Here is a 14,675-nt window from a genome sequence, read left to right as displayed (position 1 = left end):
TCAGGGATGGCAGTATCAGATGTCGGCATTCCAACGCAGGCTGGAAGCCAGAGGCCTCCAACAGAGCATGTCACGCAAAGGCAATTGCCTCGACAACGCCCCAATGGAGAGCTTCTTTGCCATCCTCAAATCCGAGCTCTTCCATCCCGGAACCTTCGACACCGTTCAAAGCCTGGACGACGCCATCACGGACTACATTGACTATTACAACCACCGCCGCATCAAACTGAAACTGAAAGGGCTGGCCCCTGTGCAATACAGGAACCAGCCCTTAAACCTACCAACTCAATGAACCGTCCAACTTTATGGGGTCAGTTCACCGTCGCGGGACCTTTTTCATGACCTACGTCCTCTATGCCGCCGCCGCTCTGGCCGAGATCGCCGGCTGCTTTTCGTTCTGGGCCTGGTGGCGGCTGGATAAGTCGCCGCTTTGGCTTCTTCCCGGCCTCGGCTCGCTTGCCCTGTTCGGCCTCCTGCTGGCGCTGGTCGACACGTCAGCCGCCGGCCGCGCCTACGCCGCCTATGGCGGCATCTACATTGCGACATCGCTTGGCTGGCTGTGGCTGGTGGAGGACGTGCGCCCCGACCGCTGGGATTTTGCCGGCGCGGCGCTCTGCATTGCCGGCGCTTCCGTGATCCTTCTCGTCCCGCGGGGCGCGTGAGATGGAGTTGCCGGCATCCCTCCGCCAAGGTGTCGAGCGCTTGCTCGAAAACGTTCCGCTGGCGGTACTCAAACAAGCGGCAAAAACGCTGTCCGACCGTTATCGTGCCGAATTGCGCGACGGCCGTCTGCACATGGCCGAGGATCTGGCGGTGAAAGCCTATCTGGCGACGCGGCTGCCGGCGACCTATGCCGCGATCCGCACCAGTCTCGATGCGCTGAGCGATGCCAAGCCCGCCTTCCAACCCAAGAGCCTGCTCGATGTCGGCGCAGGTCCTGGTACTGCGCTTTGGGCCACGACTGAGCTGTGGCCCGATCTCGAACAGGCTGTGTTGTTCGAAGCCAGTGCGGCGGTACGCAAGGTCGGCGAGACACTTGCCGCCGGTGCGATTGCCGCCCAGACGAGGTGGCTGGCGGGTGATGCCACCATCGACCTTGCCGACCTCAAGTCGGCCGATCTGGTCACTTGCGCCTATGTGCTCGATGAAATCGCTCCCGCATCACTGCCGAAGCTCATCGACCGCCTCTGGCAACTCACCGCCGACACGCTGCTTGTGGTCGAGCCGGGCACCCCTGCCGGCTGGCAGCGCATCCTTGCCGTGCGCCGGCAACTTATCGAGGCGGGCGCGCATGTGCTAGCGCCTTGCGCGCATCAGGCGCCCTGCCCGCTGGTCCCGCCCGACTGGTGCCACTTTTCCCGCCGCGTCGCCCGCTCGCGCCTGCATCGGCTGGCCAAGGATGCCGACGTGCCGTGGGAAGACGAGAAGTTCATCTACGTCGCGGCTTCTCGCGACGGACCCACATCACACCAAGCGCGGGTTCTTGCGCCGCCGAAGTCCGGCTCCAGCAAGGTTCTGCTTAAGCTTTGCCAGGACGACGGCACCGCCGCCGAGCGCTTGTTCACCAAGCGCGACGGCGCCGACTTCAAGCTCGCCCGGCGGCTGGACTGGGGCGACAGGCTGGGTTCCGAATAGGCGGCAGTGGCGTTTCGAACCGCTCCGAAGAAAAATTCGGAGCGATGTCGAATCCAGGCCGTGCCGTTCGACCATTGGCGTTCTCGGATCTTTCGAGACGCCAAGAGTGTCAAACGGCATCAGCCAACAGGAGAGACGCAATGAGCTATATCGCAGGATTTGTCGCCGCGGTGCCCGCCGCCAACAAGGAAGCCTATCGCAAGCATGTCGCCAAGGCGGCATCGGTGCTGAAGGAGTTCGGCACCACCCGGATGGTCGAGGGATGGGGCGACGACGTGCCCGGCGGCAAGATCACCGACTTCAAGGGAGCCGTGAAGGCAAAGCCGGGTGAGGTCATCACCTTTTCGTGGCACGAATACGCGGACAAGGCGGCGGCGGACGCTGCCTATCAGACGATGATGAGCGACCCGCGCATGGCGGAGATCGGCGCGTCCATGCCCTTTGACGGCAAGCACATGATCATCGGCGGTTTCACGCCGTTCATCGACCTGAACACGACCGGCAAGACCGCTATATCGATGGCTCGCTGGTGCCGGTGCCGGCCGCCAACAAGCAAGCCTACCTTGCCGTGGCGGCGAAGCAGGCCGCGGTGATCAAGGAACATGGCGCAACCCGCGTCGTCGAGGCGTGGGGCGACGATGTTCCCGACGGCGAGATCACCGATTACCGCAGCGCCGTGAAAGCGACGGGCGATGAGGTTGTCGTCTATGCCTGGGTCGAATGGCCGTCGAAGCAGGTGCGTGACGACGCCTGGAAGAAGGTGATTGCCGATCCGCGCATGTATGCCGACACCATGCCCTACGACAACCAGCGCCGGGTCCATGGCGGCTTCGCACTGATCCTCGACGCCTGATCCCAAGAACCCTAGTTTCGACAATCCTGGAAAAGGAAACCCACCATGCGTTATGCCTGTCTCATCTACTACCACCCCAAGACGCTGTTCGGCGGCAGCCCGCAAGCCAACGCCGTGCTGGCCGAATGCGCCGGATATGACGAGGTGCTCAGGGCCAGCGGCCACTTCGTAACCGCCGAAGCCCTGGTGTTGCCGGAAGAGGCGATGACCGTGCAGGTCCGCGACGGCAAGATGTCTTCGGTCGACGGCCCGTTCATGGAGACCAAGGAAATCCTGGGCGGCATCATCGTCATCGAAGCCCGTGATCTCAATGAAGCGGTGCGGGTGGCGAGCGGCCATCCGCTGGCGACGATCGGCTTTATCGAAGTCCGTCCGGTCGTCGACTTTAGCCAGCCGCCGCCGGTCCTGTGAGCACCGCCGGCCCGCGCGACGCCCTGGAGGCGGCCTACCGCACCGAGGCGCGGCGCGTGCTGGCGACCTTGATCCGCCTGCTCGGCGGTTTCGACGCGGCGGAGGAGGCCTTGCATGAGGCCTTCACTGCTGCCGCCGAACAATGGCCGCGCCAGGGTGTGCCGGCCAATCCCTATTCCTGGCTGGTCTCGGCCGGCCGCTTCAGAACCATCGACCGCTGGCGCCGGGAAGCGCGGCTGACCGGGGCCCTGCCCGAGCTCACGGCTCTGGCCGAGCCGACGCCGGAACCAGCCATGCCGGAAGACATTCAGGACGATGAATTGCGGCTCATTTTCGTCTGCTGCCATCCGGCGCTCACGCCGGATGCACGCATTGCCCTGACCCTGCGCGAAGTGGGTGGCTTGACCACCGAGGAGATCGCCCGCGCCTATCTGACGCCGGCGCCAACCATCGCGCAACGCATCGTGCGGGCCAAGGCGAAGATCCGCGACGAGGCCATCCCCTACGAGGTGCCCCACCGCGCCAACCTGCCGGTGCGTCTCGAGAGCGCGCTGCAGGTCATCTACTTGATCTTCAACGAGGGTTACGCGGCAACCGAGGGGTCGAACCTGACGCGGGCCGATCTGTGCGCCGAGGCGATCCGGCTCGGCCGGCTGATGGTCGAACTGCTCGACCAGCCGGAGGCGCAAGGGCTGCTTGCCCTGATGCTGCTGCACGAGGCGCGGCGCGCGACGCGGGTCGACGCCAGCGGCGACCTTGTCCTGCTAGAGGATCAGGACCGCACGCTGTGGGACCGTTCGGTGATCGCCGAGGCCGACGGCCTGATCGGTCGGGCGATCGCCTCGCGCCGCATCGGGCCATATATCCTGCAGGCGGCCATTGCTTCCGTCCACGCCGAGGCGGCAGGCACGGCGGAGACCGACTGGGTACAGATCGTCGCGCTTTACGATGTGCTCGGCCGCGTCGACCCCTCGCCGGTCGTGGCACTCAACCGCGCCGCGGCCATAGGCATGCGCGACGGCCCGCAGGCCGGACTGGCGGCAATCGAGGCGGTCATGGGACAAGGCGGGCTGGACGGCTACCATCTGGCGCACGCGGCGCGAGCAGACATGCAGCGCAGGCTTGGCTTGACCGAAGCGGCAAGGACCTCCTACCGGCGGGCGATCGAGTTGACCCGGCAACCGGCGGAACGCCGGTTCATCGAGGGGCGACTCGGTCAGCTTTGAGCGGGATGGCTGCACAGGGCACCATTCTTGTTTTCCCGTTTTGTTCTCCCTGTGAATGCGCTACAATCGTTCTTTCGATTCGAGTCAATTGCGATTCTTTCCACCGAAAAAACTCGGCTGTGAATCGCGGGTATCAAAGCTGATTGGACAGGCACTGGTGCAGATAAGTCAGCATGGACTTGTCACGTTCTGATATCGAGAAGCCGGGATCGAAATCGGGGACATCATGGCAGAAGCAGCGCGAAAATTCGGCGTGGCGGAAACACCGCTTTATCGTGAAGCGCCCAACAACATCGAGGCCGAGCAGGCGCTGCTCGGCGCCATCCTCGTCAACAACGACGCCTTCTACCGCGTCTCGGACTTCCTCAAGGCCAGCCATTTCTACGAACCGCTGCACCGCAAGATCTTCGAGGTGGCGTCCGAGTTCATCCGGATGGGCAAGGTGGCGACGCCGATCACGCTGAAAACCTTCCTGCCGGCCGACGAGAAAGTCGGCGACATGACGATGGCGCAATATGTCGTGCGGCTGGCGGTCGAGGCCGTCACCGTCGTCAACGCCACCGACTATGGCCGCGCCATCTATGACCTTGCCACACGCCGCGCGCTGATCACTGTCGGCGAGGACATGGTCAACATCGCCTATGACGCGCCGGTCGACATGGCGCCCGGCGAACAGATCGAGGACGCCGAACGCCGCCTGTTCGAGTTGGCCGAAAACGGCCGCTACGATGGCGGCTTCGAGAGCTTTTCCGATGCGTTGAAGAATGCCGTCGACATGGCCAGTGCGGCTTACATGCGCGACGGTCACCTATCCGGCATTGCCACCGGCCTGCGCGATCTTGATCACCGCATGGGTGGCCTGCAGCCTTCGGATTTGATCATCATCGCCGGCCGCCCAGGCATGGGCAAGACGTCGCTGGCCACCAACATCGCCTACAACATCGCTGCCGCCTATGAGCCTGCCCAGCAGGCCGACGGTTCGGTCAAGGCGGCCAATGGCGGCGTCGTCGGTTTCTTCTCGCTCGAAATGTCGTCCGAGCAGCTGGCCACCCGCATCATCTCCGAGCAGACCGAAATCCCGTCGTCGAAAATCCGGCGCGGCGATTTGACGGAAGCCGATTTCGGCAAGCTTGTCGCCTACACGCAGGAGAACCACAAGCGCCCGCTCTACATCGACCAGACGGGTGGTATCTCGATCGCCCAGCTCGCGGCGCGCGCCCGCCGCCTCAAGCGGCAGCGCGGGCTGGACCTGATGGTCATCGACTATATCCAGCTGATGCAGGGTTCATCCGCCAAGGCGTCGCAGAACCGCGTTCAGGAAATCACCGAGATCACCACCGGATTGAAGGCGCTCGGCAAGGAGCTGGGCGTGCCGATCATCGCCCTTTCACAGCTCTCGCGCCAGGTCGAAAGCCGCGACGACAAGCATCCCCAGCTGTCCGACCTGCGCGAATCGGGTTCGATCGAGCAGGACGCCGACGTCGTGCTGTTCGTGTACCGTGAGGAATATTACATCAAGAACAAGGAACCGGAGAAAGGCACGCCCGAGCACCTCGCCTGGGAAACGAAGATGATCGAGGTCCAGGGCAAGGCCGAAGTGATCATCGCCAAGCAGCGCCATGGCCCGACCGGCACCGTCAGCCTTGCCTTCCAGGGCGAGTTCACCCGCTTCTCCGACCTCGCTGAGGAGCATCATCTGCCGGAAAGGTTCGAGTAGCTTTTTGACCTACCGTCGCGCTCTGTCACACCCCCCTCTGTCCTGCCGGACATCTCCCCCGCAAGGGGGGAGATTGGATGTCGTTACCGATTTCGCCAATCGCCGACGTGGCAGAGATGGTGCTGTAGTCAAAACTGCCAATCTCCCCCCTTGCGGGGGAGATGTCCGGCAGGACAGAGGGGGGTGTGAAGGAACGCCCCGCTTTCCCAATTTTCAGCCTGCGGCGACGTAATGGCAAAGTCACGCGTCCAATTCATCTGCCAGAGTTGCGGATCGGTGCATCAGCGCTGGGCCGGCAAATGCGATGCCTGTGGCGAGTGGAACACGCTGGTCGAGGAAGGCACGTCCGGCGGCATCGGCTCGGGACCAGCCAACACGCGCAATGCCCGCAAGGGCCGCGCGGTGGTGCTGACCACGCTGTCCGGCGATATCGAGGACGCGCCGCGCATCATCTCGGGCATTGGCGAACTCGACCGCGCCACCGGCGGCGGTTTCGTGCGCGGCTCGGCGTTGCTGGTCGGCGGCGACCCCGGCATCGGCAAGTCGACGCTGCTCACCCAGGCGGCCGCGGCGCTGGCATCAAAAGGCCATCGCATCGTCTATGTTTCCGGCGAAGAGGCGGTCGCGCAGATCAGGCTGCGGGCGCAGCGGCTTGGCGTCGCCTCTTCTCCGGTGGAACTTGCCGCCGAGACCAATGTCGAGGACATCCTGGCGACGATCGCCGACGGCAAGCGGCCTGATCTCGTCATCCTGGATTCGATCCAGACGCTGTGGACCGACCTTGCCGATTCGGCGCCTGGGACCGTCACACAGGTGCGCGCCGCCGCCCAGGCGATGATCCGTTATGCGAAATCCACAGGGGCGGCGATCGTGCTGGTCGGCCATGTCACCAAGGAAGGCCAGATCGCCGGGCCGCGCGTCGTCGAGCACATGGTCGACGCCGTGCTCTACTTCGAAGGCGAAGGCGGCCATCACTATCGCATCCTGCGCACGGTGAAGAACCGTTTTGGCCCGACCGACGAGATCGGCGTCTTCGAAATGTCGGACAAGGGCCTGCGTGAGGTCGCCAATCCATCCGAGCTTTTCCTTGGCGAACGCCATGCCAAATCGCCGGGTGCTGCGGTTTTCGCCGGCATGGAGGGGACAAGGCCGGTGCTGGTCGAGATCCAGGCACTGGTCGCACCCTCCTCGCTCGGCACGCCGCGCCGCGCCGTCGTCGGCTGGGACGGCGCCCGGCTGTCGATGATCCTGGCGGTTCTCGAAGCCCATTGCGGCGTGCGCTTCGGCACTCACGATGTCTATCTCAATGTCGCCGGAGGCTACCGGATTTCGGAGCCCGCGGCCGATCTGGCAGTGGCGGCCGCCCTGGTTTCCTCGCTCACCGGTCTTGCCCTTCCCGCCGATTGCGTCTATTTCGGCGAAATCAGCCTTTCGGGCGCCGTGAGGCCGGTTGCGCATGCGCAACAGCGCCTCAAGGAAGCCGAAAAGCTGGGTTTTGGAAGCGCGGTTCTGCCCTCGGGCAGCGGGGAACTAGCCGGGGGGATCGGGGCCGGTTCTTTCCAGCCGACCGAGCTTGCCGACCTCGTGGCACGCATAGCCGGCTCACGCCGAAGCCGCGTGGACGAAGAAGATTAGAGCATCGGACCCAGAGCCCGATGCTCCGCGCTATAATGCGGCTCATGGAGTGGGGCGAAAGACATGCCGATTACGCTGCTTGACGGAATTCTCGTCGGCTTCACGCTGGTCTCGGCGATGCTCGCCATGGTTCGCGGCTTCTCGCGCGAAGTCCTGTCCGTCGTCTCCTGGGCAGCGGCGGCAGCGGCGGCGTTCTTCTTCTACAAGCCGGTTGTGCCTTACCTCGCGCCCTACATCGAGAATGAAAAGGTCGCCATGGCGGCCGCGGCCGGCGTCGTCTTCATCGTCGCGCTGATCGTCGTCTCGGTCATCACCATGAAGCTCGCCGACTGGATCATCGATTCCAGGATCGGCGCGCTCGACCGTACGCTGGGTTTCCTCTACGGCGCCGCGCGCGGCATCCTGGTCGTTGCCGTCGCACTGCTGTTCTTCAACTGGCTGGCTGGCGCCAAGGCACCGGCCTGGGTCACGGAGGCCAAGTCGCGGCCGCTGCTCGAGCAGATCGGCGCCAAGCTCGAAAGCCTGCTGCCCGAGGATCCGGAAAACGCCATTCTCAAGAAACTTAATCCGAATCAACCGGCCGCCGAGACGCCAGCGGCTCCGGACGCACCGGCCGCGGATGCTCCGGCGGGCGGCGACGATGCCAACACGCCGGCGCCTGACGACAATGACGCAACACCACCGGCGAACAACGCCCCGGCCGCTCCGGCACCGGCAAACTGACGCCGAAAACGGCGTCAGGATCTGACGATGGTGTGAACGATCGCACGGCCCGCGTTGCTTTCGGCGCGAACCCGCATTATATGGCGATTTTAGCGGAGCTTAAGATGGCAGACGCAGACGACGTGCTTTCCGCCGAGGCCGACGACCATTTCCACGACGAATGCGGTGTGTTCGGCATTTTCGGCCGGCAGGACGCGGCAGCCATCGTCACACTGGGCCTGCATGCGCTGCAGCATCGTGGCCAGGAAGCGGCCGGCATCGTTTCTTATGACGGCAGCCAGTTCCATGTCGAACGCCATGTCGGCCTGATCGGCGACACCTTCACCAAGCAGCGCGTCATCGACAGCCTGCAAGGCAACCGCGCCATTGGCCATACGCGCTACGCCACCACGGGCGGCGCCGGCATGCGCAACATCCAGCCCTTTTTCGCCGAATTGGCCGATGGCGGCTTCGCCGTCGCCCACAACGGCAATCTGACCAACGCCATGACCGTGCAGCGCGCGCTGCAGAAGCAAGGCGCGATCTTCTCCTCCACCTCCGATACCGAGACGCTTTTGCACCTCGTCGCCACCAGCAAGGAACGCGACCTGAACTCGCGTTTCATCGATGCGGTGCGGCAGGTCGAGGGCGCCTTCTCGCTGGTGGCGATGACGGCCAAGAAGATGATCGGCTGCCGCGATCCGCTAGGCATCCGGCCGCTGGTGCTCGGCGATCTCGACGGCGCCTGGATCCTGGCCTCCGAAACCTGCGCGCTCGACATCATCGGCGCGCGTTTCGTTCGCGACCTGAAGCCCGGCGAGATGGTCGTCGTCACGTCCAAGGGTATTGAAAGCCTGTTCCCCTTCGAACCGCAGAAGACCCGCTTCTGCATCTTCGAATATGTCTATTTCGCGCGGCCGGATTCCTCGGTCGAAGGCCGTAACGTCTATGAGGTGCGCAAGCGCATCGGCGCCGAGCTGGCGGTCGAAAGCCCGGTCGAGGCCGACATCGTCGTGCCGGTGCCGGATTCGGGCACGCCGGCGGCGATCGGCTTTAGCCAGGCGGCCGGCATTCCCTTTGAGCTCGGCATCATCCGCAATCATTATGTCGGCCGCACCTTCATCCAGCCGGGCGATTCGATCCGCCACATGGGCGTCAAGCTGAAGCACAATGCCAACCGCCGCATGATCGAGGGCAAGCGCGTGGTGCTGGTCGACGACAGTATCGTGCGCGGCACCACCAGCCAGAAGATCGTGCAGATGGTGCGCGACGCCGGTGCCAAGGAGGTGCATATGCGCATCGCCTCACCGCCGACACGCGCATCCTGCTTCTACGGTGTCGACACGCCGGAGAAATCGAAGCTCCTGGCATCGCGCATGTCAATCGAGGAGATGGCCGAGTTCATTCGCGTCGATTCGCTAGGCTTCCTCACCATTGACGGGCTCTACCGCGCGGTCGGCGAGGCCAGCCGCGACAACGACCAGCCGCAATTCTGCGATGCCTGCTTCACCGGCCAGTATCCAACCCGCCTGCTCGACTTCGAAGGCCACGACAATGTGCGCACGCTGTCGCTGCTGGCGACGAGCGGGACGTAGGCCGGACCGTCATCAGCGTTAGTCAAATTCCCGGAATCCATCGCATGACCCTCGACCTTTCCGGCCGCGTTGCGGTCGTCACCGGCGCCTCGCGCGGTATCGGCTATTTCATTGCCAAGGAATTGGCTGCCGCCGGCGCGCATGTCATTGCGGTGGCGCGCACTGTCGGAGGACTGGAAGAGCTCGACGACCAGATCAAGGCGGCCGGCGGCCAGGCGACACTGGTGCCGCTCGACCTCGCTGACATGGCCGGCATCGACCGCCTGGGCGGCGCCATTCACGAACGCTGGGGCAAGCTCGACATTCTCGTCGCCAATGCCGGCGTTCTCGGCGTCATTTCGCCGATCGGTCATGTCGAAGCAAAAACCTTCGAGAAGGTGATGACCATCAACGTCACCTCGACCTGGCGGCTGATCCGCTCCGTCGACCCTCTGCTGCGGCTCTCCGATGCGGGACGAGCGATCATCCTGTCTTCCAACGCAGCGCACTCGGCGCGTGCCTTCTGGGCGCCCTACGCGGCCTCCAAGGCCGCGGTGGAGACGATGATGCGCTCCTGGGCGCATGAGACGCAGAGCCTGCCGCTCCGGGTCAACGCCGCCGACCCCGGCGCCACCCGCACCGCCATGCGTGCCCAGGCGGTGCCGGGCGAGGATCCCGAGACGTTGCCGCACCCGTCCGAAATCGCCAAACGTATCGTGCCGCTGGCGAGCCCGGCCCTGAAAGAGACCGGATTGATCTTTCAAGCCAAGCACAATCGCTTCGTCGCCTATCGCCAGCCGGAATAAAACTAGAGCCTTTTTGACGCATGTCGGTTTCCCAAAAACCGCTGCACACTTTTAGGCGACATGCGTAGGGATTAAACAGGCCTCCGGCAACGTTTCTTCTGATGTAACCCGTCGAAGACCAACCGGAGGACCGACATGCGTAGACTGCTTCTCGCCACCGCCGCCACCCTGATCGCAGCCGCGGGCGCCGCTTACTCGCAAGATGCCAAGATGAGCTTCTTCGTTACCAGTGTCGGTTCCGGCAAGGGTGCCGACCTCGGCGGCCTCAAAGGCGCCGACGCGCATTGCGCGTCGCTGGCGGAAGCCGCTGGCGTCACCGGCAAAAGTTGGGCCGCCTATCTGTCGACCAGCGACACCGACGCCCGCGACCGCATCGGCAAGGGGCCATGGGTAAACGCAAAGGGCATCAAGATCGCCGACGATGTCGCCTCGTTGCACAGCGATGCCAACGGCATCACCAAGCAGACAGCGCTCAACGAGAAAGGCGAAGCGGTCAACGGCCGCGGCGACACGCCCAACCGCCACGACGTGCTGACCGGCTCCAAGCCCGACGGCACCAAGATCGCCGACCAGACCTGCGGCGACTGGACGATGAGCGGGGCGGAAGGCGCCGCTATGATGGGCCATCATGACCGCGCCGGCCTCGACGATTCGGCAGCGGCCAAATCCTGGAATTCCTCGCACGCTTCGCGCGGCGGCTGCAGCCAGGAGGCGCTCAAGGGCACCGGGGGCGACGGCTTGTTCTATTGTTTTGCCACCAACTGAGCCGATTTCGCTTCGAAATCGGGCTGCGAAACCCCCGTCACATCACGCGGCTGTGATGTGACGATGGAAGGCTGCGCCGCCGTCATGCTTTCGTCATTTCCGTGGAGTTGGTAAGGATCACAGCGACTCCCACAACAAGCGCCCACTGGCAGAATGAGGAAATCCCCATGGCTACGACCGCAGCAGCGTTGGTCTGGTATCTGGTAATCGCCGGCCCGCAAGGCGGCATGGTCGTGCTGCCCAGCACCTTCGACAAACGCGAACAGTGCACCGCCGCCATCACCGAATATCAGAAGCAGCCGACACCGGCCGGCTGGTCGGTGCAATGCGTGCCGAGCGCCTCGCCCTTCACTGACGAGGGCGACGCCGAAGAACCGTCAGCGCAGTAAGCGTCAGCGGCGCGCGCTCACCGTCAGCTCCGGCTTCTGGCTGATGGTCTGGAATACCACGCAATAACGCTCGGTCAGCTTCAGCAGCGAGTCTATCCGCTCCTGCGGCTCATCGGTGTCGAGGTTGAAATTGAGCCGGATGGCGCGAAAGCCGACCGGCGCATCCTTGGCGACACCGAGCGTGCCGCGAAAATCGAGATCGCCTTCGGCTTCCACCGTGGCGGCGCCGAGCTTGAACTCGAGCGCCGTCGCCACCGCCTTCAGCGTCACCCCGGCGCAAGCCACCAAGGCCTCCAGCAGCATGTCGCCCGAGCAGAGCTCAAGCCCTGAGCCGCCTGTTGCCGGATGCAGTCCGGCGATGGCGAGCGCCCTGCCCGTCTCCACCTTGCAGGCAACCGACTGGTCGTCGATCGAGCCCTTGGCGCGAAGCGTGATCAGGGCCTGCGAAGCATCGTCACGATAGGCCTGCTTCAGCGGCGCCTGCATGGCCTTCAGTTCGGTCGCATCCATCCGCTTTCCCCTTTCGTCGACTGCTTGCGTCACCGGCATACGCCGTCCGGTCGAGATTTGCGCCGATCACCGTGGGAAGGCAATGCCGTTCCGCAACAGGAGACAGCCGCCAACACCGATATCCCAAATGGGACATTGACGGACAAGGTCCCAAAACGTCTGATCCGGGCAAGTCATCACTCCATTTCCCGGCGGTCCCAAGATGCCCCGTACCCTCTCGACAAGGCCGAAACAGGATGGGTTTCGCGCGCCCGGCGAATTCGAACCCAAATCAGGCTGCTGGATGATCTGGCCGGAGCGACCGGACACCTGGCGCCTCGGCGCCAAGCCCGCGCAAAAGCTGTTCGCGGATGTCGCCGGGGCGATCGCGCAAAGCGAGCCGGTGACGGTGGCGGCCTCTGCTCGCCAGTGGCAGAATGCCCGAGCGCGATTGCCCGGCCATGTGCGCGTCGTGGAAATGTCCACCAACGATTCCTGGCTGCGCGACAGCGGCCCCAATTTCGTCGTCAACGATCAAGGCGACGTGCGTGGCGTCGATTGGATCTTCAACGCCTATGGCGGTTTCGACGGCGGCCTCTATTCGCCATGGGACCTGGACGACCTGGCGGCGCAGAAAGTGCTCGAAATCGAGAACATGGATCGCTACCGCGCACCGCTGATCGCCGAGGGCGGCGGATTGCAGTGCGACGGCCAGGGCACCCTCATCACGACGGAGCAATGCCTCCTCAACCGAAATCGCAACGCCCATCTCGGCAAGGCCGAAGTGGAACGCCAGCTCGGCGACTATCTCGGTGTCGATACCGTCATCTGGCTGCCACGCGGCCTCGCTTTCGACGAGACCGACGGCCATGTCGACGACGTCTGCTGCTTCGTGCGCCCCGGCGTGGTCGTGCTGAGCTGGACCGACAACCGGGAGGACCCGCAATACGAGATTGTGCGAGAAGCCGAAGAGGTGCTGCGTTCGGCCCGCGATGCGCGTGGCCGCGCGCTGAAAGTTCATCGGCTGCCCCACCCCTTGCCGATCGAGATGACGCCGGAAGAAAGCGACAGCGTGGACCGGCTGGATTCGACCTGGGCGCGACCGGCTGGAAACCGGATCGCGGCGAGCTATATCAACTACTATCCGGGCAACAGCGTCGTGGTGGTACCGCAGTTCGGCTGCGATCTCGATGTGACGGCCAAGCAGACGCTGGCCGAGCTGTTTCCCGACCACAAGATAGTCGCCATCGAAAACTCACGCGAGATCCTGCTGGGTGGCGGCAATGTCGCCTGCATCACCTTGCCAGTCTATGCCCCGCAACGGCGTTGAGGGACGGGGCATGCCCAAAACAGATAGCGAAAACGGAGGACATTTATGCGCGCTCTGATCTTCTCAACCCTGCTTGCCTGCGGCATCTGCGCAAATGCGGCTTCGGCTGACGAGGAAAAGATCGTCAACGTCTACAACTGGTCCGACTACATCGCGCAGGACACGGCCGAGAAATTCGAGAAGGAGACGGGCATCAAGGTTCGCTACGATGTCTATGACGGCAACGAGGTGCTTGAAACCAAGCTGCTCACCGGCGGCTCGGGATATGACGTGGTCTACCCCTCAGCCTATCCGTTCCTGAAGAACCAGGTGAAGGCGGGGGCGTTCCTGGAACTCGACAAATCGAAGCTTGCCAACCATTCGAAGATCGATCCGCAGGCCCTGGCGCTGATCGCGGGCGCCGACCCGCAGAACCTGCATGCCGTGCCCTATATGGCCGTCACCGACGGCATTGGCTACAACGTCGCCGCGGTGAAGCAGAGGCTGCCGGACGCGCCGACGGATTCCTTCGCCATGGTCTTCGACGTGGACGTGGTCAAAAAACTCTCCGATTGCGGCGTGGCTATCATCGATGCGCCGGCTGAAGTCATCCCGATGGCGATGAACTACCTTCACATCGACCCCAAATCGACCAGTCCCGACGACCTCGCCAAGGTCGAGGACCTGCTGGGCAAGGTGCGGCCCTACATTCGCTATTTCCATTCGTCGAAATACATCAACGACCTCGCCAACGGCGACATCTGTTTGGTGTTGGGCTGGTCGGGCGACATACTCCAGGCAAGGACCCGTGCGGCGGAATCCGTGAAGAAGCTGGAGATCGCCTATGCCATCCCCAGAGAAGGCACGCTCATCAACTTCGATACGATGGCGGTGCCGAAAGATGCGCCGCATCCCGACAACGCCCAGGCCTGGATCAACTTCAATCTGCGGCCCGATATCGCCGCGGCCAATTCCAGCTATGTCTCCTACGCCAATGCGATACCCGAGTCCCTGCCGCTGATGGACAAGGCCATAGCCAGCGACCCCGGCGTCTTTCCGGCTGATGCCGTAAAGGCCAAGCTGTTCGTGGTGGACAACAACGACCCAAAGTGGCTGCGATCGCAAAACCGCATGTGGACGCGCATCGTGACGGGACAATAGAGC

17 protein-coding genes are annotated in these 14,675 nt (G+C 63.8%); 16 read left to right on the top strand and 1 reads right to left on the bottom strand.

Translation table 11 applies throughout. The annotated features are described in order from the left end of the window. The 14 genes from EOA19_RS06625 to EOA19_RS06555 form a co-directional block, all read left to right on the top strand. Positions 1 to 292 (top strand): IS3 family transposase (locus EOA19_RS06625; protein ID WP_206638013.1); only part of this gene is annotated, 292 nt, incomplete at its 5' end. A 46-nt stretch (positions 293 to 338) separates the two neighbouring features. Continuing rightward, positions 339 to 662, top strand: coding sequence for a YnfA family protein (locus EOA19_RS06620; RefSeq protein ID WP_128303072.1), 324 nt, complete (start codon positions 339 to 341; stop codon positions 660 to 662). A 1-nt stretch (position 663) separates the two neighbouring features. Then, positions 664 to 1,635, top strand: a complete 972-nt coding sequence (locus EOA19_RS06615) for a small ribosomal subunit Rsm22 family protein (RefSeq protein WP_128303071.1) — start codon at positions 664 to 666, stop codon at positions 1,633 to 1,635. 140 nt (positions 1,636 to 1,775) lie between these two features. After that, entirely contained in the window at positions 1,776 to 2,228 is a 453-nt protein-coding gene (locus tag EOA19_RS35820) for a DUF1428 family protein (RefSeq protein ID WP_128303070.1), read from the top strand. Continuing rightward, positions 2,165 to 2,488: a DUF1428 domain-containing protein gene (locus EOA19_RS35815; protein WP_348629822.1), complete on the top strand. Its 324-nt coding sequence runs from the start codon at positions 2,165 to 2,167 to the stop codon at positions 2,486 to 2,488. The genes EOA19_RS35820 and EOA19_RS35815 overlap by 64 nt, the downstream gene beginning before the upstream one ends. A 45-nt stretch (positions 2,489 to 2,533) precedes the next feature. After that, a complete protein-coding gene (locus EOA19_RS06600; RefSeq protein WP_128303068.1) occupies positions 2,534 to 2,899 on the top strand; it encodes a YciI family protein in 366 nt (121 codons plus the stop codon). Next, positions 2,896 to 4,125, top strand: coding sequence for an RNA polymerase sigma factor (locus EOA19_RS06595; protein WP_128303067.1), 1,230 nt, complete (start codon positions 2,896 to 2,898; stop codon positions 4,123 to 4,125). The genes EOA19_RS06600 and EOA19_RS06595 overlap by 4 nt, the downstream gene beginning before the upstream one ends. Before the next feature lie 226 nt (positions 4,126 to 4,351). Continuing rightward, positions 4,352 to 5,842 (top strand): replicative DNA helicase, encoded by a 1,491-nt coding sequence (locus EOA19_RS06590; RefSeq protein WP_127261333.1) that lies wholly within the window; start codon positions 4,352 to 4,354, stop codon positions 5,840 to 5,842. Between the two features lie 231 nt (positions 5,843 to 6,073). After that, a complete protein-coding gene (radA, locus tag EOA19_RS06580; protein WP_023813748.1) occupies positions 6,074 to 7,477 on the top strand; it encodes a DNA repair protein RadA in 1,404 nt (467 codons plus the stop codon). Between the two features lie 63 nt (positions 7,478 to 7,540). Next, entirely contained in the window at positions 7,541 to 8,200 is a 660-nt protein-coding gene (locus EOA19_RS06575; protein ID WP_128303066.1) for a CvpA family protein, read from the top strand. Positions 8,201 to 8,304: 104 nt separating this feature from the next. Next, a complete protein-coding gene (gene purF / locus EOA19_RS06570; RefSeq protein WP_013532528.1) occupies positions 8,305 to 9,774 on the top strand; it encodes an amidophosphoribosyltransferase in 1,470 nt (489 codons plus the stop codon). 44 nt (positions 9,775 to 9,818) lie between these two features. Continuing rightward, positions 9,819 to 10,559, top strand: coding sequence for an SDR family NAD(P)-dependent oxidoreductase (locus EOA19_RS06565; RefSeq protein WP_128303065.1), 741 nt, complete (start codon positions 9,819 to 9,821; stop codon positions 10,557 to 10,559). A 135-nt stretch (positions 10,560 to 10,694) separates the two neighbouring features. Continuing rightward, the gene (locus EOA19_RS06560) at positions 10,695 to 11,324 is read left to right on the top strand and encodes a hypothetical protein (protein WP_128303064.1); all 630 of its coding nucleotides are present in this window, start codon (positions 10,695 to 10,697) and stop codon (positions 11,322 to 11,324) included. A gap of 167 nt (positions 11,325 to 11,491) precedes the next feature. After that, complete coding sequence (locus tag EOA19_RS06555; protein ID WP_013532531.1) at positions 11,492 to 11,713, top strand: hypothetical protein; 222 nt, start codon at positions 11,492 to 11,494, stop codon at positions 11,711 to 11,713. 3 nt (positions 11,714 to 11,716) lie between these two features. Here EOA19_RS06555 and EOA19_RS06550 read toward each other — a convergent pair whose 3' ends face one another. Next, entirely contained in the window at positions 11,717 to 12,223 is a 507-nt protein-coding gene (locus EOA19_RS06550) for an OsmC family protein (protein ID WP_128303063.1), read from the bottom strand. A gap of 202 nt (positions 12,224 to 12,425) precedes the next feature. On the opposite strand from EOA19_RS06550, the gene aguA reads away from it, so the two are divergent. Then, the gene (aguA, locus tag EOA19_RS06545) at positions 12,426 to 13,532 is read left to right on the top strand and encodes an agmatine deiminase (protein WP_128303062.1); all 1,107 of its coding nucleotides are present in this window, start codon (positions 12,426 to 12,428) and stop codon (positions 13,530 to 13,532) included. Positions 13,533 to 13,577: 45 nt separating this feature from the next. Continuing rightward, positions 13,578 to 14,672: a polyamine ABC transporter substrate-binding protein gene (locus EOA19_RS06540; RefSeq protein ID WP_128303061.1), complete on the top strand. Its 1,095-nt coding sequence runs from the start codon at positions 13,578 to 13,580 to the stop codon at positions 14,670 to 14,672. The last annotated feature ends 3 nt before the right edge of the window (positions 14,673 to 14,675 follow it).

This window comes from Mesorhizobium sp. M7A.F.Ca.US.010.02.1.1 (assembly GCF_004023085.1).
Taxonomy (GTDB): domain Bacteria; phylum Pseudomonadota; class Alphaproteobacteria; order Rhizobiales; family Rhizobiaceae; genus Mesorhizobium.
The sequence above is the reverse complement of the archived record's forward strand: the minus strand, read 5'-3'. Positions and strand labels throughout refer to the sequence as shown.